At 41.5% G+C, this 21515-nt stretch carries 14 protein-coding genes and 4 pseudogenes; all 18 read left to right on the top strand.

Annotated elements, in window-relative coordinates; genetic code table 11:
• Positions 1 to 1133: pseudogene (locus SCRDD08_RS00750) on the top strand (type VII secretion protein EssC); the annotation flags it as partial.
• Between the two features lie 30 nt (positions 1134 to 1163).
• A complete protein-coding gene (locus SCRDD08_RS00755; RefSeq protein WP_061422003.1) occupies positions 1164 to 1607 on the top strand; it encodes a hypothetical protein in 444 nt (147 codons plus the stop codon).
• Positions 1608 to 1627: 20 nt separating this feature from the next.
• Positions 1628 to 3703 (top strand): hypothetical protein, encoded by a 2076-nt coding sequence (locus tag SCRDD08_RS00760; protein WP_061422004.1) that lies wholly within the window; start codon positions 1628 to 1630, stop codon positions 3701 to 3703.
• Between the two features lie 25 nt (positions 3704 to 3728).
• Positions 3729 to 4772: a hypothetical protein gene (locus SCRDD08_RS00765; RefSeq protein ID WP_061422005.1), complete on the top strand. Its 1044-nt coding sequence runs from the start codon at positions 3729 to 3731 to the stop codon at positions 4770 to 4772.
• Entirely contained in the window at positions 4772 to 5149 is a 378-nt protein-coding gene (locus SCRDD08_RS00770; protein ID WP_061422006.1) for a hypothetical protein, read from the top strand. The genes SCRDD08_RS00765 and SCRDD08_RS00770 overlap by 1 nt, the downstream gene beginning before the upstream one ends.
• 241 nt (positions 5150 to 5390) lie before the next feature.
• A pseudogene (locus SCRDD08_RS10880) lies at positions 5391 to 7150 on the top strand (FtsK/SpoIIIE domain-containing protein).
• 14 nt (positions 7151 to 7164) lie between these two features.
• Positions 7165 to 7533, top strand: coding sequence for a hypothetical protein (locus SCRDD08_RS00780; RefSeq protein WP_061422007.1), 369 nt, complete (start codon positions 7165 to 7167; stop codon positions 7531 to 7533).
• A gap of 13 nt (positions 7534 to 7546) precedes the next feature.
• A complete protein-coding gene (locus SCRDD08_RS00785) occupies positions 7547 to 9661 on the top strand; it encodes a hypothetical protein (protein ID WP_061422008.1) in 2115 nt (704 codons plus the stop codon).
• Between the two features lie 131 nt (positions 9662 to 9792).
• Positions 9793 to 10650 carry a hypothetical protein gene (locus SCRDD08_RS00790; RefSeq protein WP_231089311.1) on the top strand — a complete coding sequence of 286 codons (858 nt, stop codon included), beginning with the start codon at positions 9793 to 9795 and terminating at the stop codon, positions 10648 to 10650.
• Between the two features lie 162 nt (positions 10651 to 10812).
• Entirely contained in the window at positions 10813 to 11529 is a 717-nt protein-coding gene (locus tag SCRDD08_RS00795) for a hypothetical protein (RefSeq protein WP_330997066.1), read from the top strand.
• A 15-nt stretch (positions 11530 to 11544) separates the two neighbouring features.
• Complete coding sequence (locus SCRDD08_RS00800) at positions 11545 to 11907, top strand: hypothetical protein (protein WP_061422011.1); 363 nt, start codon at positions 11545 to 11547, stop codon at positions 11905 to 11907.
• Between the two features lie 11 nt (positions 11908 to 11918).
• A complete protein-coding gene (locus tag SCRDD08_RS00805; RefSeq protein ID WP_061422012.1) occupies positions 11919 to 14009 on the top strand; it encodes a hypothetical protein in 2091 nt (696 codons plus the stop codon).
• Between the two features lie 12 nt (positions 14010 to 14021).
• Complete coding sequence (locus tag SCRDD08_RS00810; protein WP_061422013.1) at positions 14022 to 15092, top strand: hypothetical protein; 1071 nt, start codon at positions 14022 to 14024, stop codon at positions 15090 to 15092.
• A gap of 10 nt (positions 15093 to 15102) precedes the next feature.
• Positions 15103 to 15504: a hypothetical protein gene (locus SCRDD08_RS00815; RefSeq protein ID WP_061422014.1), complete on the top strand. Its 402-nt coding sequence runs from the start codon at positions 15103 to 15105 to the stop codon at positions 15502 to 15504.
• Positions 15505 to 15692: 188 nt separating this feature from the next.
• Positions 15693 to 18551, top strand: a pseudogene (gene essC / locus SCRDD08_RS00820) (type VII secretion protein EssC); the annotation flags it as partial.
• Positions 18552 to 18577: 26 nt separating this feature from the next.
• Positions 18578 to 18964, top strand: coding sequence for a hypothetical protein (locus SCRDD08_RS00825; protein WP_061422015.1), 387 nt, complete (start codon positions 18578 to 18580; stop codon positions 18962 to 18964).
• Positions 18961 to 21117 carry a hypothetical protein gene (locus SCRDD08_RS00830; protein WP_061422016.1) on the top strand — a complete coding sequence of 719 codons (2157 nt, stop codon included), beginning with the start codon at positions 18961 to 18963 and terminating at the stop codon, positions 21115 to 21117. Before SCRDD08_RS00825 ends, SCRDD08_RS00830 begins: the two co-directional genes overlap by 4 nt.
• A 17-nt stretch (positions 21118 to 21134) precedes the next feature.
• Positions 21135 to 21515 (top strand): annotated as a pseudogene (locus tag SCRDD08_RS11615) (hypothetical protein); the annotation flags it as partial.

The raw sequence follows: 21515 nt of genomic DNA on the forward strand, positions 1-21515 counted from the left end.
TCTACCGAGAGGCTAGCGGCCAGCAAGAGCCGGCTATCGTTATCCTCTTAGACGGCTATGAGGCCATCAAGGAGGAGGCTTATGAGGCGGAGCTCTTCAAACTCTTGGTTCGCATCTCTCGTGAAGGTCTCAGCATCGGTGTCCACCTCTTGGTGACAGCTGGCCGTCAGTCTAACCTTCGTGCTCAACTCTACTCTAACTTCAAGCACCAGCTGAGTCTACCACAGAATGATGTGAGCGAAGTCCGCTCGATTGTGGGCTCTACACCACTAGCGGCAACCATGGAAGACATCAAGGGCCGGGCACTCATGAAACGTGAAGAGGTGGATGTGCTCCAGCTGGCTCTGCCAGTAGCGGGTGCTAATGATGCGCAAGTCCTCAACAACCTGCGTCAAGAAGTTGCTTCTCTCCAAGAAGCTTGGACTGGACAACGGCCAAGTGCCATTCCGATGGTGCCGGAGGAGTTGACGGAGGCAGACTTCTACAGCCGAGCTAGTGTCCAAGCAGCTTATGAGCAAGGCTTAGTACCGCTAGGATTGGATATGGAGACGGTTGAACCAATTACTTGGAATCTAGCTAAAGGAAATCTCCTCTACTTAACCGATAAGGAAGAGCAGATGAGTGCTTTGACTGAGCAGATTGCACGAGGCAAGCAGAAAGTGATTGTGTTAGCACCGAAGTATCATAATTTGAATGAGCAAAAGAACGTAATCCTAGCGAATGGGGCTCAAGAAGTTTCAGAACTTATTGAAGATATGGAAAAACGTATCAAAATACGAATCAAAGAATATAAGAATCAACATGAAGCGACAGTGATAATCTATCAAATGACAGAATTGATGGCTGAACTTGATAGTGTAACTCAAGAACAATTGGCTTTTGTCTTAGAGAAAGGATTAAGAGCTGGCTATGCGTCTATCGCAATGACTTCTCCAAATATTATTCGCAGTATAGATGCAGCATCTAAGATTGCAAGAGCCTTTAAACAAGCTTTGGTGGCTATGCGTATAAGCGAGCAAACTGTCTTTAGTTCCCTCAACAATCGTCCAATTCGTGAAGGCATCTTAGATTTACAGATTCATTATTACATTTTGGATAATATAGCACGCAAGATTAAAGTTTTGATGAAATAAGAACATCCATACAAAAAGAGAGGAGAAAAGATGAACGATTTTAATTATTTATATGGTTTAACTCCGATTAGTCCTATTGGCTTTTCAGGGAATCCTTTTGGAGTCTCGGCTAGTTTGAAAGCTAGAAAAGCTAGTTTAGAGGCTATTAAGGGAAAATTAGAAGGATATTCCTGTATTATTGAGGACAAGCAGTTAACCAATACATGGAATGGCTCAATAGGCATGATTGGAGCTAGTATTAATGGTGCTCTAGGTAGTGTTGCTGGAGATAAGTACGATGAAGAGCGCAGACAAGAACAAACGGATATCAAAACTTTATCCACTTTATTAGATACAAAACGTGATACGATGGTGGAATTATTGAAGCATGAAATCTCCTCTTTAGAATCTCAGATTTCGGCAGCTGTAGCTAGTGAATGGGAAGAATATCAAAATAATAGCTTACTTAAAACGCCAACGTTTAAGACAAAATAGAATGGAGAAGGAGAAGACAGATGAGTTATAGTGTTAAAGCGCATAATTTGGGCGGTATTCAAAGCTATGGAGAATCCATTACGAGTTTTTCAGTCGCACTGACAGCGGCAGCTGCCCAAACTCAGCGATCGTTTACAGATCGTGTAGGAGGCCAAAAAGGAGAGGTGATTAATGCCTTTTTTGGGAAGTTAAATATTTTGCAGGACCAAGTATTTCAACAAGCTCCAGAAGCTTTAAAAACTTATGGAGAAGGGGTTTCAGAATTTAGCCATACCGTACAAGGTCTGGGATTTAGTAAAATCGCTCATACTGATAAGGGAGAAATAAACAATATAGTCAATACACTAAGTGGTCCTCAGTATGATGATATGATCGCCAAGAAAAATGGCTTGAAATCCTTGATGGAAGAAGCTCAGGAAGCGTTAGGGAATGGGACAGTTGATTTTACTGGCTATGAAGAGAAAGCACAAGGTTTTATTGATGAAGAAATTAAGGCTCGTAATACCACCCACCAAGGAATTTCAGATGCGGATGATGCTTTAAAGAAAGTAGCTGAAACAGGTAAGGCTTCCTTTGAAGGTTTAGCTGATATTATTCAAAATGCTCAAGCTATTATAGGAGTTGGTCCAGAAGTAATTTATGATGCTATTATAAAAACGAATAATATGACGATTGAAAGACTAAATTATCTTGATAATATTATGTCTAAAGAAGATAGCCAAATGGTTAGGGCGATATTGACAGATGATATTGAAGCAATAATGAACATTGATTCAAGCAAAATTTCTAAAACTGGCTATAAAAATATGGCTATAGAAGTAAGAGCCTGGTTTACATCAGATTCGAAAGGTGAGGAAAAGATGAATCGCTTACTTGCGTCTATGGAAAATAAGACAAAAGAGAAAGTGAAAGAATTTAGCACGAATACTAGTAAGGCCATGAATATTTTAAAAAATCTACATGGCGGAACAATGAGGGAGTATGAGAAACAAAATCCTAACGATAAAACTAGTGAGACATGGCTGGCGTATGAAAAAGAGTTAAATCATATGAATGAAGCTTCAGGAGTTCTAGCTGCAATACGTACCTTAAAAATTGGCTCTAGTCATGATGTTAGACCACGTGGAAACAATCACTATAAACCTGACGGTTATGATTTTTTATATGATAAAAGAGGTCTACAAATTAGGCGTGGGAAAAATGGAGAGTGGGATTTAGTTGTTACTGAAAAAACAGCTACAGAATTCAAATCCGAAAACTCGCCAGTAGATTACTCCAAAGTTGCAGTAGGAGATAAGGGGAAGGAGAAAATTTACAACTCTCACTTAGAAAGTGGTTATATTGGTCAATTGGAGGGAGAATTCGTTGCAGAAGCTAAGAAACTAGATAAAGAACTTCAAGAAGCTGACAAGGAATTTGCTGAAACGCTTTCTAAAAATGGCGTTAAAGGACTATTGATGTACGTAGGTGGGCCAGCAGCAGTGGCTGCTTTTGATACACTTGATGCTCTTGGTAAAGTAAAATTATCAGATTCGACTGAAGGGGGCCTTGAATTTTTAGAGGAAATAACTTCTGGTAAAGTTAAGAAAAAGATTAGTGGGAAATCCCCGTACGTTCAAAGTGCGGTTGACTCTATTCAAGGATTTCTTGAACAACAAGAGAAGAAGAAAGAAATTGCTGGTAAGTTAGATGAAAATACTAGAAAGTTTTATGGGGCTCTTACTGGACAGGGAGTATGGCAATTAAAAGATGGAGAGGATATAGTCGTCCAAGATCCAAATGTTTATATGGACTATGGTAGTACGCAAAGAACAGAAGAACTGAACAATCAAGGCATTGTTGGGTATGTTGAATACCAAATGAATATGAATAGAATTAAATACGTTAAGCCAGGTGATACTGCTCAGGATGTAATTTCTCAGAGATTTGAGGGAGATGAAGCCATGAAAGAGTACCTACTTGGAAATAGCGATTTGGATATTTCGCAAATGAGTCCAGACCAGCTTCAGAAACTTGCTAGAGGCATTGAGAAAATAGTAGGTAAAAATGCACTAACAGGATTTGAAATGTATATGAGCACAAAATATGGTGCCTAGTAATAGTATAGAGGAGAAGTGAACAATGATAAGAAAACTATTCGTAAGTCTTCTTGCTTTAGCAGTCTTGGGACTTGCCATATTTGCTTGGCAGTGTCATTTAAAACAAGATCAGCTTCAAAAAGCTAAGGAAGAAAGAGAAACTTATGAATCCTTAATTTATTATACAGGGACTTTTACAATTGATGATTATTCTTTTCTTGAAAATGGTACAGGGGTAGCGGTTCATTGGAAATCAGAAAATCCAGAGGAAGATGCCTTAGTTCGCAAGTATGCTACTCTGAAAAACGCAGATGAACCAGTGCAAGTGACAATTGGTGCGCGTAATGCCAATTATATTGTTCGAGAGAACATGAAACTTCCTTCAGGACCAAATTATCTTGATAAAAAAAATGAAGATAACTATTATACCTTATCCATTTACCATGTTAAGAATCAACAGCTAGAAGGCTATGAAGAAGATTTATATAAATTAGTTTCAGACTATAATTCTCGATATTTACCTAGAGGAATAGATGAAACATTAACTGTCATTGATGGAAAAAATTATTTGTCTATTCTTGCCTCTGAGTCTGGGGAACATGAGAAGTTTCAAACTCTTTGGTACAATCTTGATACTCGAAAAATTGAATGGGAAGATAACAAGACAGCACAATTTCAAAGTCCAACCTTTAATTTTAAACTAAATACGCAACAATTTAAAGAAAAGTTGGGGAATTTTAGATTTCCTATTTTATATCCTTTAGGCGAAGCTGTGGATACAAGTTGGATTCGAAATATCTTGATGGCGCAAACAGACCCAAAGGCAGCGGCATTATTGGAAAAAACGAACTCTCAACTTTATATACTTGATAAGAGCGTTAAAGACTATCTAGAGTTTTATAGTCTGTTAGTTCCTTCGAATACAGACTTATATGAAGGTGTAATTCCAGCAAGTATCAGTAAAGACGGATTGGAACATCCTTTTAGCTCTAAAGAGGAATTCAACCAGTTTTATGACGAGAGTAAGGATAAGGAATTAATGAAACAAAAACAGAATAAATCAATTTTACAAGAAAGGGTATACTGATGAGTCGTAAAGAGATAGATGCTGAAAAGCTAACAGCCTGCAAAACTAGTATGCAGGAAATGAATAAAAAATTTGAAGGAGAAATTACAGGGTTAATCCAATCCTCTGCAACAGAATCGATGCAGGGAGCAGAGGATGCCCTTAACAAAATGAGCTCTAATTTAGTAAACACAGTAGATTCTCTGGATGTGTATTTAAATCAAGTTGCTCGTTGTTTTTTACAAACGGACAATGACCTAGCTACAGGAATTGCTACTGAGACTTCGATGTTTACCTATTCTAATCCACAGAAGCAACGTGAAGCGAATATGTCCCCTGCACAGAAGAAACAGTATGAGTTATCAAAACAAAGAAAAAAAGAATATCAACTTCCGTAATTATATGAACCATCTGAATTATTTTTAGGTGGTTTTCTTTTATTATTCTCTACCGTATTCAGTTTTTCTTACAATATTTCTCTTATGGTATAATGAGTTACGGATTGTTCCTCATCTCATGTTAGATGCGGCCGAGATCACTCAGACAGGAAGAGCTTATCTGCAAGTCGGCAACAATGAAGTCTATGAACTCTTCCAGTCAGCTTGGTCGGGGGCAGACTACCAGCCGGACAAGGATGATATGGGCATTGAGGACCACACAATTTATTTAATCAATGAATTGGGCCAATATGAAATCTTGAATGAAGACCTATCAGGCTTAGAAGAGGCAGATGAGATCAAGGAAGTTCCGACAGAGCTGGATGCGATTGTGCAGAATATCAAACTTCTGACTGAAGAGCAGAATATTCCTCCAGTACCACAACCTTGGTTGCCACCGTTGAAAGAGCGCATCACGCTAGAGGAGCTCGAAGAGGTGCGGCCAGCAGAGGCTTGGAAGCAAGAGAAGTCTCTTTCCTTCCTACTCGGGATGGCGGATATCCCACAGGCACAGAAGCAAGAAGCTGTCTCTATCAACCTCTCTAAGGATGGGCATGTCCTTCTTTACGGAAGTCCAGGTACAGGGAAGACGACCTTCCTTCAGGCTGCCGGTATGGACTTGGCGAGAAAGCACAGTCCCAAGGCCCTTACTATGTACTTGATGGACTTTGGGACCAATGGTCTAGCGCCCTTGTCTAAGCTTCCGCAGGTGGCAGATACCATGCTTTTAGATCAAGCAGAGAAGATTTCTAAGTTTGTGCGGAGATTATGGAGCGAGAGCTCAACCGCCGTAAGAAACTCCTATCGGACTATGGCGTTGGGACCTTGGATCTCTATCGTCAGGCTAGCGGTCAAGAAGAGCCTTCTATTGTCATTTTCTTAGATAGCTATGAGGCAATCAAGGAAGAGGCCTATGAGGCAGAGGTCTTCAAGCTCTTAGTGAGAATCTCCCGTGAAGGTCTCAGCATCGGAGTGCATCTCTTGATGACAGCGGGTCGTCAGTCTAACCTTCGGGCTCAACTCTACTCTAACTTCAAGCACCAGCTGAGTCTGCCACAGAATGATGTGAGCGAAGTTCGCTCGATTGTGGGCTCTACGCCACTCGCCATGACTATGGAAGATATCAAGGGTCGTGCGCTGATGAAGCGTGAGGAAGTTGATGTCATCCAGCTGGCTTTGCCAGTAGCGGGTGTCAATGATGCGCAAGTCCTCAACAACCTGCGTCAAGCAGTGGCTTCCCTCCAAGAAGCTTGGACTGGACAACGACCAAGTGCCATTCCGATGGTACCAGAGGAGTTGACGGAGGCAGAATTCTATGGTCGAGCTAGTGTACAGGCTGCCTATGAACAAGGACTCGTACCTCTGGGACTAGACTTGGAGACAGTTGAACCAATTACTTGGAATCTAGCTAAAGGAAATCTCCTCTACTTAACAGATAAGGAAGAACAGATGGTAACCTTCGTGAAGCACATTGCCAAAGGGCAACAGAAGGTCATTGTCTTGGCGCCAAAGTATCATAATCTGCCTGAAATGGAAGGTGTGACGATTCTTGCAAGTCCAGAGGAATATCTAGAAGGATTAGATATGATGGAGTTCAAGGTTCAGGAGCGTTTAGAAAAGAAACAGAGAGACCATGTCGCAACAGTAGTTGTTTACAATTTAACCGAATTGGTGGGAGAATTAAACTCAGAAGTGCTTGATACTCTAGCTTATGTCTTAGAAAAGGGATCTCGGGCTGGTTATGGCTCAATCGTAATGAGTTCACCAGCGCTCACTAAACATATTGATGTCGTTTCTAAGATTGCTCGTTCTTATAAGCAGGCTGTTGTAGGACTTCGGTTAAGCGACCAATCAGTTCTGACCGTGACTAATAGGTCTGTCCGTGAGCCACAGTTGGAAGAACAAGAACACTACTATGTAGCCGATGGATTGGCAAGTAAAATGAAAGTATTAATGATATAGAAAGGGGAAAAGCTATGGCTAAAGATATTAGAACGATTATAGCATTGACAAATGCTTTATATAACGCTTCGGCTGTGACGAGCCAAGCGGCTAGTAGGAAAGCAGAATTAGAAGAGGCGCGGAGCAATGTTCAGAGTCAGTCTACAGATATCTGGACTGACTCAGTCCTGTCGTCTTACATTGCAGGTAAAAAGTACGATGAAGAGGAAAAACAAGAACGGCAAGATTTGGACAAATTAGAGAAATTACTCGCTGAAAAAAAGGATGAGATTTTAGCTTTGTTGGATCGTAAGATTGCGGAAGCAGATTCGAATTTAAGAAGCGCTCGGTTAGCAGAAGCGAATGCCCGTTATGCCTTAAATATGGCCTTAGCTGCAAACTAGAAAGGAGAGGTAGATGTCAATACAAGTAAAAAATATATCTGGTTTAGATAGCTATGGGACTAGTATTCATACTTTTGGTGGACGCTTTGAAGAAGCGGCAAGTGATACAGTCCGTGAGTTTAATACTAATCTTGAAGGCGAAAAAGCAGAGGCAATTAACGCATTCTTTGAAAAGTTAAATACGATACAAAAAACGGTTTTTAAGGAAGCTCCAAAAGATATTATGACCTATGGTCAGAAAATTTTCACCTTTACAGGAGAATTGAGAGGTCTGGGTTTTTCTTCCTTGGCCTTTACAGATGATGAATCCATAACCACTCTAACGAACTCTTTGGAAAGCCAGCAACGTGATGTAATTGCGGTAGTAAAAAGTAAAGTCATAAAAGCAGTTCAGCAAGCTGTTGATGTAATGGGAGAGGGAGAGGCAACAATTCCCAATTTTGATACCACGGTTGACAATTTAATTTCAGAAGAGGTGCAGGCCAGAAAGGACACACATGGGGGGATTAAAACTGCCCATGAAAATTTGGAGACTGAAATCTCTAACTCAGCTGAGCGCTTTGAGACTTTAACAGCTATGACTTTGAATGCAAAGGCAATAGCTTCTATTCCAGTTTTAAATATTTTGGATGCCATCAAACGTGGTGATCTAAGTAAAGATAATATGAATTATCTTGATGCCGCTTATACTTCCGATGATGTTGAAATTATAAAGGTTTTGATTTCTGAATCTACGTATGAGAACAAACAAGACTTTTTTAAAAAAATAGCCAGAGCGAAAGTAGATGAAGCTAGTCTCTCAACGACTATGCTAGTTGCTAGTCGTCTAGAAAAGGCTGCCGATAAAGGTGAAGTTGATGGATTAGGGGCATTCTTTGAGGTTCTTTCTAATCGAGATGTGAAAGAGGTTCAAACCTATACTGCTAAATTATCATCTAGTATCGATACTATTGTAGATGGGATTAATGCCAAGGGGCAAGAGTTGAGAAAACCTCTGCCAAAAGGATACAATAGTGAACAGTATCAAGAATGGTTAAAAGAAGAAGAGGGAGCTAAGGAGCGCTTAAAAGCCTTGAAGGAAAGCTCCGTTCGCTATGGTCGTCTAAATAATATTCTAACGTATATGAATACTGAAAAGTTTGGAAAGGTTACCATAACAGTTAAAGGAGTTTCTCAAGGTTATGGGAAAACTGGTGACTACACAGTGACGACTAAACGAAATATTAAAGCAGGAAGTTTTGCCTCCTCGAAGACTGATGGTGAATATACGTTTACAGTCCAAGATATAGGAATGGACCGAAAGAGCGGCTCTGAAACGATTACTGAAAGTAGTTATAAGCAACAGGATCAGCTTGAAAAATTAAATAAAATGGGGGAACTTAGAGAGCAGAAAGAACGTTTGTGGATGGAAACGACCTATAATATAACCAAGAACATTGCATCAATGAACCCGGCTGCAGGTTTCTTTTGGAATATTGTAGAAGCAGCAGCGACAACTAATGAGGAGAAGAACCTACTTAATGAGGTGGCTAAAAGTGGTACAAAGGCACTGAATGAAGCCGATTTTAAAAAATATGAGAATCTAAAAAACGCTAGTTCGCATGTTTCTGATGGTGTTCTTGAACATTTTGAGAAAGCTCAAAAGATTCAAGAAAAGTTGCAAAAAATTGATAAAGATCTTTTGATTCAAGAAATGGATACTGGGGCTACAGCCATAAAAGAAGGGGACAACACCTATAAGCATATCTCTAGGCAATCTCGTTATGACTTTGAGGCCAATCTTCGGATGGCAGACCTCCAGCAAAATGGTTTGCGAGGCTATTATTTCCGTCGGATTTTAAATAAAAAAGAAGGTAATGTAGCAAGCGCACTTATTGATTTAGAAAACTTAGAAGAACAATTAAAAGCGATTGAACCATCTGGTGATTATACAAAAGAGGTGAAATCTCTTTTTAGTGGAGAGGGGAGCATTAGCCCTGAGAAACTGGGTGGAGAAAAGCTTGTAAAAGGATTGAAAGAATTCCAAAATGTAACACAGGATATTAAAGACTATAATTTTAACTATGATAATTATAGTAAGAATGAGGGTCTTTATTTCAACAAATTAGTTGGAATAGGAGGTAACTGATAGTGAACAAACAGGTATTTAGGAATCGGAAAGTTGTCTGGTCTCTCCTTCTTCTTTTTCTAGTCGTAACAGGAGCTTGTTTCTTACTTCTCTTGAAGCCCAGTCAAACCCCAAAAGAACAAGAGTATAGAATGAGAACTGCTAAGAAAAAGTCAGATTTTCAACTATTTGGAGATAAGAACCAATATGTCCTTGAGCCTAAAAACAAAGGTAGTTTATTTGTCAGTAAAACATATGCGATCACAGATGAGTATAAGACTTTTACAGTAGAGGATGAAAAAACGCTACATACTGTACCTCATCTCCAGATGGAGGGAGAGTATTGGAACTTGATTTTGTATAATTTAGACGAGGAGGGCTTGCCCGAACGAAAGATTGATCTTTTTCAGGCAGTACGAAACTACAATCAGAAAAGTATTCCTACAAATCTAGTCGACTCCTATTATGTTGAGGATATTCACTACTTTGGGTTAGAAATTGTAGATTTAACGGATGAAGAGAATCGAAGTTACAAAACAGTCTATCTCAATTTGGAGACCGAAAAAGTAGTGGATCTTCCAAAAGACACAAAGTTTGGAAGGAACTCTGATATAAGCGATACTGCAAGAACAACAAACTACAATAAGGTTCTACATGCTAAGGGTTATTTTGATCCTTCAAATGAGATTGGCGTAACTAGGTCTGAAGTGCAAGTCCCAGACCCTAATATCAACCTCTATAGTCTTTATCCAGATTTAGAAGATAAACTCATCAATCAGAATTGGTCACTTTATATCCGTCCAGATAAGGTCACACCGGATGAGTGGTTTGATACCTTGTTACATTGGTTCGCACCCAAGGGAGAAAACCTCCTAACTGTTTATGGACTGAATGAAGATGGGAAAGTCTCAGATGTTCAGATTCATAACAGTCAAGAGGCGAATGCCTGGTTGGAGCAACATCCAGATCTAAAAAACCTTTATAAAGTAGACATGGGAGACAGCCGATGAGTAATAAGAAAATTAATCCAGATAATCTCAGCCGTGTGAACGGAGCTTTTAAGGATATGAGTGGCGAGTTAAAAAATAACGTCTCGGACCTTATTTCTTCTAGTGCCACGGAGAAGCTAGGAGCTGCGACAGATGGCATAAAAAAACTATCAAAGGAAATGGTTGAGACGATTAGCTCCTTGCCCAAGTGCCATCCCGATGGTGCCAGAGGAGTTGACAGAGGCAGACTTCTATGGTCGTGCAAGTGTCCAAGCAGCTTATGAGCAAGGCTTAGTACCGTTAGGATTGGATATGGAGACAGTTGAGCCGGTTACTTGGAATCTGGCTAAGGGAAATCTCCTCTACTTAACAGATAAGGAAGAGCAGATGAGTGCTTTGACTGAGCAGATTGCACGAGGCAAGCAGAAGGTGATTGTGCTAGCACCGAAGTATCATAATCTGCCTGAAATGGAAGGTGTGACGATTCTTGCAAGTCCAGAGGAATATCTAGAAGGATTAGATATGATGGAGTTCAAGGTTCAGGAGCGTTTAGAAAAGAAACAGAGAGACCATGTCGCAACAGTAGTTGTTTACAATTTAACCGAATTGGTGGGAGAATTAAACTCAGAAGTGCTTGATACTCTAGCTTATGTCTTAGAAAAGGGATCTCGAGCTGGTTATGGCTCAATCGTAATGAGTTCACCAGCGCTCACTAAACATATTGATGTCGTTTCTAAGATTGCTCGTTCTTATAAGCAGGCTGTTGTAGGACTTCGGTTAAGCGACCAATCAGTTTTGACGGTGACTAACAGGTCTGTCCGTGAGCCACAGTTGGAAGAACAAGAACACTACTATGTAGCCGATGGATTGGCAAGTAAAATGAAAGTATTAATGATATAGAAAGGGGAAAAAGCTATGGCTAGTTATGAAAAAATAGCAGTTTTATCTCAAGCTTTATATGAAGCAACCGCAGAAGTGTCACGATTAAGTGGTGAGATTTCAAATTTAAAAAATATTCAAAATAAATTGAAAAGGAAATCAACTGAGATTGACTATGTTGTTACACTCTCTGAAAATATCTTGGGTGAGAAATACGATGACGAAAAAAATCAGGAAAAAGAAGATTTGAATTCTTTAAGGCAAATAATTTTAAAGAAGAAAAGAGAAATACTCGCGTTATTAAGTACGAAGATTCAGAATTTGGAGTCGGACTTATGGACTGCTCAAAATGTTGAAAGGAATGCAAGAAATGCACTAAATGCAGCTCTAGCATCATAGAGGAGAGATATATGACAGTAAAAGTAAAAAATATTTCAGGTTTAGAAGATTACGGGACGAGTATCCATCGATTTGCTGGAAAATTTGAAGAAGTCGCAAGTGACACAATGCGGGAGTTTAATACTAATCTACAAGGGGAAAAAGCAGCTGCTATTAATGCTTTCTTTAAAAGATTGAATGGGATTCAGAAATCCGTTTTTTCACAGACGCCAGAGGCGATACGAACTTATGGGCAGCATGTCTTTACATTCACCGGAGATATTAAAGGTCTGGGCTTTTCTAGTCATGCCTATACTGATGAAGATGCGATGAATACACTTACAGAGTCCCTTAGAACACCTCAGCGTAATACGATTAGTATCGTTAAAGATGAAATGGTAGCTTTGTTCGATGAAGCAATTGAAGCAATGGGAGATGGAGACTCTAATTTGGGGGATTTTGACGCCAAAGCAGACGCTTATATTGCAGATGAAATCAAAGCGCGTAAGGAAACGCATAGTGGAATTATATCGGCACATACTAGTTTATATACAGGTGTGTGTTGGGTATCAAATACCTTTGAATCCTTAACAAAGGCTACACAGAACGCAAGAACAGTAACGACATTACCAGTTCAGATGATTATTGATGCTATAAAAAATAATACTCTAACAGAGTCAAATATGGTCTATCTTTCTAGAATTACTACAAAGGAAGATGCCCAAGTCTTGGAAGCGATTCTTTCTGGAAAATTAGAAGATGTAGACAAGATTATGGAGAATGATCCGGAGAAAATTTCTGATGGGGGGTATACTAATTTAGCAGAAGAACTGACTATTTGGATGGACAGAAGTGAAATTGGAACTAAGAAGATAAATCGTTTACTAAAAGCGATGGGGAAAACGGATCAATCCAAGGTTAATGTCTTTTCAGAAAGGTTAGATAAACAGCAACATATATCCAAACAAATACAGATGGCTGAAATGTATGCTTACGAGCAAGATCCTGAGCATGATGCTGCAACAATGGAAAAGCATCAGACAAAATTAAGGCAGATGAATGATTTGTCAGGTTTGTTGACAGCGGTTCGGGTTTTGAAAATTGGAACAAAAGTAGAAGGAAAACCAGGTGTACAATTTAGAAATGATGATCCTTATGATCCAAATGCAAAACTTCAGTATACTCGAAAAGATGTGTGGATTAGTTTAAATGATACGGAAAACCCTGAATGGGAATTACATGTTAAAGAAAGTAAAAAGTCCATATATCACTATGGTTCTAAGACGGTTCCAGACTATGATGAGCTTAGTGTCCCAGCCAAAGTTACTCTTGAAACTTATACATCACACCATGAAAAAGGAATTGACGGAGCTTTGGCTGGTAAATATGAGGCTGAACTTTATAAAATCAAAAAAGAACACGAGAAAGCGGATGCTGAGTTCCAAGAAACTATCGTAAAAGAAGGAATAAAAACGGTTTTGAACTTTGTTGGAGGACCGGTAGCTGCAGCAACTTTTAGCGCTGCGGATTCTTTATCACAGCTACATGCAACAGACTCAATTAAAAATACGCATGAGATGCTTGATGAGATGACTTCTGGAAGAGCGAACGCCTTTATAAAAAAAATAGGTAATTATGGTGGCAAGTCTGCCAATGAGATGTTAGCAGGCTTCTTTAAGCTACAAAGTAAGGTGGCAGAGTTTAAAGAAAGAACAACGAACGAGAAAAACAATATTTATAATGTTTTGGTTGGTCAAGGAGGCTGGCAGTTGAACCATGACGTGGCAGGACCAGCTACCGACACGGTTGCCCAGTCTTCTAGTATTTATGCGGATTATGGGGCTTACCAACGGGTACAAGAATTAAACCAGAGAGGTGTCATGGGTTACTTTGAGTCAGTGGGTTCGAGAGATACTGCTTATAAAACAATTAACGAATACTTTGATAAAGATCCAGCTATGAAAAATTTCCTTTTAGGGGAACATTCAAATGGTGAAAGCTTAACGATTGAAAATATGACTCCAGAACAGATTCAAACAATTCCTTATATTGTTGAGAAAGTTAAGGGGCGTGACTCGTTCTCAAATTTTCAAACGTATTTCGAACAGAAATATGGTAAATAAGGAGGCAGAGAAATGAAGAAAGTACTAACAATATTCGGATCTGTCCTGTTGGTTGTTCTGCTTCTATGGGGCTATCATAGTTATCAACAATCAGAGCAGGCCAAGCAAGAACGCCAAAAATATGAAAATATGGGTTACTATACAGGCAAATGGGAAATTGATTCTTATGAGTTTTTAGAAGATGGCAGGGGAGTGGCCGTGCATTGGAAGTCTCTGACTCCAGAAGAGGATCGATTGTTTGCCAAATACAATCCAGAAGTAGCTGAAAACTTTTTAGGTGTTCATGGGGCCTCTAATCAACGCTATATTGTTCGTGATTATTTCCATAATTCTACCTATAGAGGGACACAAAAATTACCAAAAGAGGATCCCGAAGTTTATTATGCCATGTCCATTTATCGAATCGGTGATCGAAAGTTGGAAGGCAGTCAATTAGATATTTATAAACTTGTAGAGGACTATAACCCTGATTATATACCAGAATATACTGGAGGTATTATCGAAAAGGATGGTAAGGATTATATACCGTTACAAGTATACAAACGAGGATGGGAGCTATCACAGAAAAAACAATTATGGTTGAATTTAGAAACCAAGCAAATTGATTGGGAAGATACAAAAATACAACAGTTTCCTGAAAGCCCTTCGGTAGATCTGGGTCCTTTAAAGGACAAGATGGAAGAGATGACAACCGATTTGAGAACATCTACAGCAGATGATTTAAGGAATCAAAATAAATTGTCTTTTCGTCAAGATGTATTGAAGGGAAGTGTTTTGGAAACAGTTGCACCTAAAGTTTATCAATTATTAAGTAAGCAAGATTCTCAGTTTTTCCTTTTGATTGATTCTAAGTATGATTATGATAAGGTTTATGGAGATGTTTCACAGTTTCTCGATTTGTATCAGCTTTTTGTCCCAGCCGATACGAATCTTTACGAAGGGCTGACGATTCCAGCCGAACTCAGTAAGGATGGTCAAGAACATTCAGTCAATACCAAAGAAGAATTTGACTTGTATTACGATATTGCCAAAGACCGCGAACTGAACAAACAACGTCGAATATTAGTTGAAAAAGGAGAATAAGAGGTTCTAAATGAGTAACAATCAAAAAAAAATTGATTCAGATAATCTAAGCCGAGTGAACGGATCTTTTAAAGATATGAGCGCAGAATTGCAGAATAATGCGTCTGACCTGATAGATTCCTCTGCGACAGAACAAATTCAAAATGCGACTGACGAACTTAAAAAACTATCTAAGGAAATGGTTGCGACGATTAGCTCCTTAGATGAGTATCTTGGAGCGGTAGGTGAGGCTTTTAGAAACGCAGATGCTAGTATGGCTCAGTCCATCGGACAGAATATGTATACGAAAGCGCCTGAGTCACGGGCGGAGCGCAGAGAACGTTATATCCAAGGTGGAAAAGATTCCCAAGAACGTCACAATCGTAGAAAAATGGTTGATATCGCAGAGGGTCGATATCATGATTTTCCATAATTATATGAACTCACCTGAAAATAATTCAGGTGGGTTTCTTTCTCTCTTCTTTTCTCCTGTCTCGTTCATTATTCCCTTCTCCGTCCTATTTTTCGTATGGTATAATGGAACAAGGACATTTTTAGTACTTTGAAAACTCTATATTTTTGGGACTCGTTTCCCTGCTCTGCTATTTCCAAACAAATAAAATGACAGCCCTAGGCTGTTCGCTGGTCTTTGTAGAGGATGTGATGAGTTCCTTATCTGAGAATATCCAGACAGTGATCAACATCAAGGACCGCAATACGGGACAACTGGTCATAGAAGAAGGGGTCTTGAAGGAAACCGACTTCCGCTTGGATCATTTCCCAGCAGATTATGACAAGGAGCGGATTGCCCGTACCTTGGCACCGCTCAATCACCTCCAAAACCTCAAGAGTTCGATTCCAGATACCGTTACCTTTATGGAGATGTATGGGGTGGAGACCTTTGAGGACTTGCAGGTTTCGAGACGCTGGGAAAAGAATGCACCTTATAAAAGCTTGGCTGTTCCGATTGGTCTACGTGGGAAGGATGATCTGGTTCAGCTCAACCTCCATGAAAAGGCGCATGGACCACATGGTTTGATTGCAGGGACGACGGGTTCAGGGAAGTCAGAAACCATTCAATCCTATATCCTGTCCCTAGCTGTCAACTTCCATCCGCACGATGTGGCTTTTCTCCTCATCGACTACAAGGGTGGGGGAATGGCTAATCTCTTCAAGAACCTGCCCCACCTATTGGGGACCATTACCAACTTGGATGGTGCCCAATCCATGCGTGCTTTGGCTTCTATCAATGCGGAGATCCATCGCCGGGAACGGCTCTTTGGAGAGTTTGAAGTTAATCATATCAACCAATACCAGAAGAAATTTAAAAACGGAGAAGCGACAGAACCTCTCCCTCATCTCTTTCTCATCAGTGATGAGTTCGCAGAGCTCAAGGTCAACCAGCCGGACTTTATCAAGGAGCTGGTGTCCATTGCCCGGGTTGGGCGGTCCCTGGGGGTCCACTTGATCCTTGCGACTCAGAAACCCTCTGGGGTGGTGGATGACCAGATCTGGTCCAACTCGCGCTTTAAGCTGGCGCTCAAGGTGGCGGACCGGGCAGACTCGATGGAAATGCTTCATACGCCAGATGCGGCAGAGATCACTCAGACAGGAAGAGCTTATCTGCAAGTCGGTAACAATGAAGTCTACGAGCTCTTTCAGGCGGCCTGGTCGGGTGCGGATTACCAGCCGGACAAGGATGACATGGGCATTGAAGATCATACCATCTACCTGATCAATGATCTGGGCCAATACGAAGTGCTCAATCAAGATCTGTCAGGTCTTGACTTAGCCGAGGACATCAAGGAAGTACCGACCGAGCTGGAGGCTATTGTCCAGAACATTAAGCTTCTGACCGAGAGCCAGCGCATTGCGCCAGTGCCCCAGCCATGGCTGCCGCCGCTCCGCGAGCGCATCACCTTGGAAGAATTAGAGCCCATCAACTTCCAAAACGAATGGGCCAAGGAGCCATCTGACCTGAACTTGCTTTTAGGTATGGCCGACATGCCGCAGCAGCAGGCTCAGGAAGCGGCCTTTATCAACCTGACCCGAGACGGCAATGTCCTGCTTTACGGCAGTCCGGGGACCGGGAAGACGACTTTCCTCCAGAGTACGGCTATGGATTTGGCCAGAAAGCATTCTCCAAAGGACTTGACCCTTTATCTGCTGGACTTTGGGACCAATGGCTTAGCGCCTCTCGCCAACCTGCCCCATGTGGCGGATACCCTTCTCTTAGACCAAAGCGAGAAGGTGGCTAAGTTTGTACGAATCATGGAAAGCGAGCTCAACCGTAGGAAGAAACTCTTATCGGAGTACGGTGTCGGCACCATTGCCCTCTACAGGGAGGCCAGCGGCAAGGAAGAGCCGACCATTGTGGTCATGCTGGATAGTTTTGAATCCATGAAAGAGGAGCCCTTTGAGCCGGAGCTGGTCAAGCTCCTGACGCGGATTTCCCGCGAGGGCCTGAGCATCGGGGTTCACCTGATGATGACTGCCGGGCGGCAGTCCAACCTCAGAGCCACGCTCTACTCTAACTTCAAGCACCAGCTGACACTCAAGCAGAATGACAAGAGCGATGCCCGCGATGCGGTGGGATCTGATCCGATGCTAGCCATCATGGAGGATATCAAGGGCCGGGCTCTGATGAAGCGGGAGGATCTGAATGCCATTCAGTTTGCCTTGCCAGTTGCAGGTGACAATGATGTTCAGGTCATTAACAACCTGCGGAATCGGGTTCAAGAATTAAATGAAGCTTGGACAGGCGAAACTCCGAGAGAGATTCCAATGGTGCCGGAAGAGCTGAGCCGAGAGGCTTTCTATCGAGCAAAAGGTATTCAAGAGTTGCTTGAGGAAGAGATTATTCCAATGGGGCTAGACATAGAAACTGTCCAACCGATAGGGTGGAAAACCCAAAAAGGTCATTTAGCCTATATCATGGATAAAGAAGAGCAAATGGCACAAGTGACTCAGCACTTAGCGGACACTAGTCTGGGTCTGGATAAGAAGACGATTGTGTTGGCGCCAGAGTATCATCAGCTGACTAACTTAGGTGAGTCAGTGACCTTGGTCTCTCAGAAAGAGGACTTGCGTGAAATGTTAGAGGCTGTTTCTGTGAAGATGGACGATCGAATGAGTGCCAAAGAGAACGACTATACGACAACTTTCATCATCTATAATCTCCCTGATGTGGTGGATTTGTTGGATGAAGCATCTAAAAAGACGCTTCATCGGCTGTTTGAAAAAGGTCCGCAGGTCGGCTATATGGCCGCCGTTCTGGCCAGTCCAGGACTGATTCGAAAGACCGATGTCGCTTCAAAAACAGTGCGGACCTTCAAACAAGTTATCTTGGCCGTTCGTCAGAATGAGCAACAACTCTTTAGCATTCACAATAAGACCTATAATGAAGGAGCATTGCCTAGACAAGTCAACTATTTCGTAGAAGATGGCTTTGCGCAACGTATAAAGGTTTTTATACAATAAGAGAATAAAGGAAAGGAAAAGAAAGCATGAGTGAAATCGGTGTACTTCAAGCTAGAATTGCGGAAGTAGATGAGAAAATTTCAGCATTGGAGAGAGCGAAAGCCTCAGTGAGCAGTGTAGATATCAATATTGATTCTCAGATGCCTGGTATAGAGGGGCTTCATGTGGCAGGAAGCAAGTACGATGAACAGAGAGATAAAGAGGTTGATACTATTGATGAAGGGAAAAATACTCTAAAAAAGAATTATAAAGATTTAACCATTCAAACTCTTGAAGGCGAAATTGGAACCTTAAGACAGATGAAGGCGAATCTGCATGTTCAGTTGACAGCAGCGATTGCTCGTGAACAAGCTCGCCAAGCTCAGGAACAGCGTCGTATTGCAGAGGCGATGAAGAAAAGGAGTAAATCATGACCGTTACAGTTTTATCTAAGAGTGGGCTCACGACCCATGGGAATCGTGCAAAAGAAGCTGCGGCAGCTTATCGCGGTCAAATTTCTTCAGCGCAGCGGAAGATAGAGGCGAAAGTAACTGGGCAGCAAGCGGAGGCTATTAATGCTTTTATTGCTAAGCTGAACTCTTTATCTCGTACCTTGCATGAAACTTATCCTCAGACCTTGGAATTCTATAGCGAAGGTGTTTTAAATTATGAAGCTGATTTGTCAGCAGCTGGTTTTTCATCTGAAGTAGTGAAAACAAAAGATAGTGATATTCAAAGCATTAAAGAATGGCTGGGTACAACCAAGAGTCAGGAATTCCATGAAAAGGGAGAAAATCTAAATGTCGCTATTAAAAAAGCTTCTGAGGCCTTAGCGATGTCTCCTAAACCTGTTTATTTTAATCGAGATGCTCTTCAGCATGTTCAGCTAGTATCCAGTCAGCTAAATGATTTGGTAGAACAGCGTCAAACAACGCATGACGATTTGGAGGGCAGTTTGAAAACATTTATCAGTCGCTTAGATATGGTCAGTGATCGTTTGACTGGTATCAAGGAAATTTTGAATAATGCCCGGTTTATCAGCAGTTTTGATATCAATACTGCTATGAGTTTGATATCTAGGGGATATCTGACTGAGCACAATATGAACTATCTGGATTCAGTCCAAGAAGCTGGCGACGGTGCGGCACTCAAAATCATTCTAAGCGAGCCGGGCTACAGTACCCCTAAAGGTTTTTTCACAGCCTTAGGAGGTATAGATACCACTAATGTCAGCAATCCCATGATGGACATTGTCTATAACCGGGTGAATAAAGAATTTGGTCTAGTCACAGATGATGACAGCGTGGCTATGGACCATATTCGGACTTTTGTCTATGCAATTGCCAATCAAAATCGAGAGAAATCAAAGATTTATTTTGAAAAATTGGTCTATGCAGGGGACCGCTATGCGGGAACGGTTACGACAACGGCCCGTGCTTTGGTGCCTGAACTGCCTGATACGGGAGCGGGAGAATCTGCTTATCAGCAGTACGACGAAGCCTGGGCAGCTGCCCATCCGCAGCTGGTTGAGTTTAACGATAAGTTAAAACGGGCGGGGCTCTTGACGACCTTATTTGAGTCTCTGTATGCGGTGGGAGCTGGTAAGGCAGAAAAAAGCTATAAGCACGGCGGACACAGCTTTACTGTCGATGCCTCTACTGAACTGAAAAATCTGAAATATAACCATGACGGCAGCTTCAGCTTTGCAATAATCGAGAAGACCGGCATCAATGTTTCAAATAAAACACAAGCAACTACTTCCTTTTACAATACCAGTGATGAAGTTGAAAACGCCAAAACGCTGTCTGAGCTTGCCGAACTGAGGGAGAAGCGAAAAAAGGCTGCGGCCACCTTTGCGCTTGACTTGGCAAAAATGGCCAGTGATAAATTTATCCCGGGCTCCAGCAATATCTTGGAGCTGATTTCTGAAACTATGAAGGTAGATCCTAAGCTTGGTTCTTATCTGGAATTGGCAGATGATCAGGGGGGAGCTAACTTTGAAAAGCTTTATAAAAAGGCTGTCGGGGATAAACTGGCCAATACCGCCAGCATCTTTAGCCATCTGGAGGAATTTGGTGAAATCGAAGAAGACTTGGCTGATAACCGAGAGAAGCTAGGCTCCAGTATCTTTGATGTCGGCGGCCGTCAACTGGCCGGCAGCAGCAGAGGGGATTTTGTCAAGTATGACCTCAACTACGACCTGCAAGCCAATCTGAAGATAGACGATTTGGGGAAAAACGGCCTGCGCTCCTATATTTACCACGAAACGAGCGGAGATATAGAAGCAAAAAGGGAAGCTGTTAAGCAGTTTGAGACTGCAATGCGTGAAGATATTGCTTCAAAGGATGGCATCAATAATCCGGCAGATGAGAAGGAGCAGCGACTCTTAACCCGGGATGCCTACCAGCTCTTTCTGGACCGAGGCAAGAAGACTGTATCCGATGTTAAAGCAGAGGAGATTTATCAGGGGTTGGGTAAACTCCAGAAAGGGCTTCGTGAAGGCAAATATTTCCAACGGCAGGATTATATCAACTGGGATCCCTTTGGTCTCAAGGTCAGCGATACCGAGTTTGGACTCGGGCAGTGAGAGCGGGGTGATGACCAATGAAAGAGCGAAAAAAACTTATATGGATAGCTGTCACTGGCCTCGTCCTTGCGGCCGGTTTGATTTGGGGTATCTTGACCTATCTGAAAGCAACCGAAAAAATTTATTCTGACCGGACTCCGGCTTCTATTGACAGCATTCAGGTGTTTGATGATCAGAAGTTTGTCTTGGTTGGAGTGAAGAATCATGAGGGAGGGGGGATTTTTTACGGTCAGGATTATGTGACGACCGTTGCCGAACATAGCCTCTACACAGGGAATATGGAACATCCTGTCCCTATTGGGAAAGAGGAATATTATCGGGTGATTAGCTACGACCTCAATAGTCCAGATATGAAGAAAAAAGAGTTTGATCTTTACGAGATGTTAGATAAGGGGCAG

Source organism: Streptococcus cristatus (genome assembly GCF_001578775.1).
GTDB classification, from domain to species: Bacteria; Bacillota; Bacilli; order Lactobacillales; family Streptococcaceae; genus Streptococcus; species Streptococcus cristatus_A.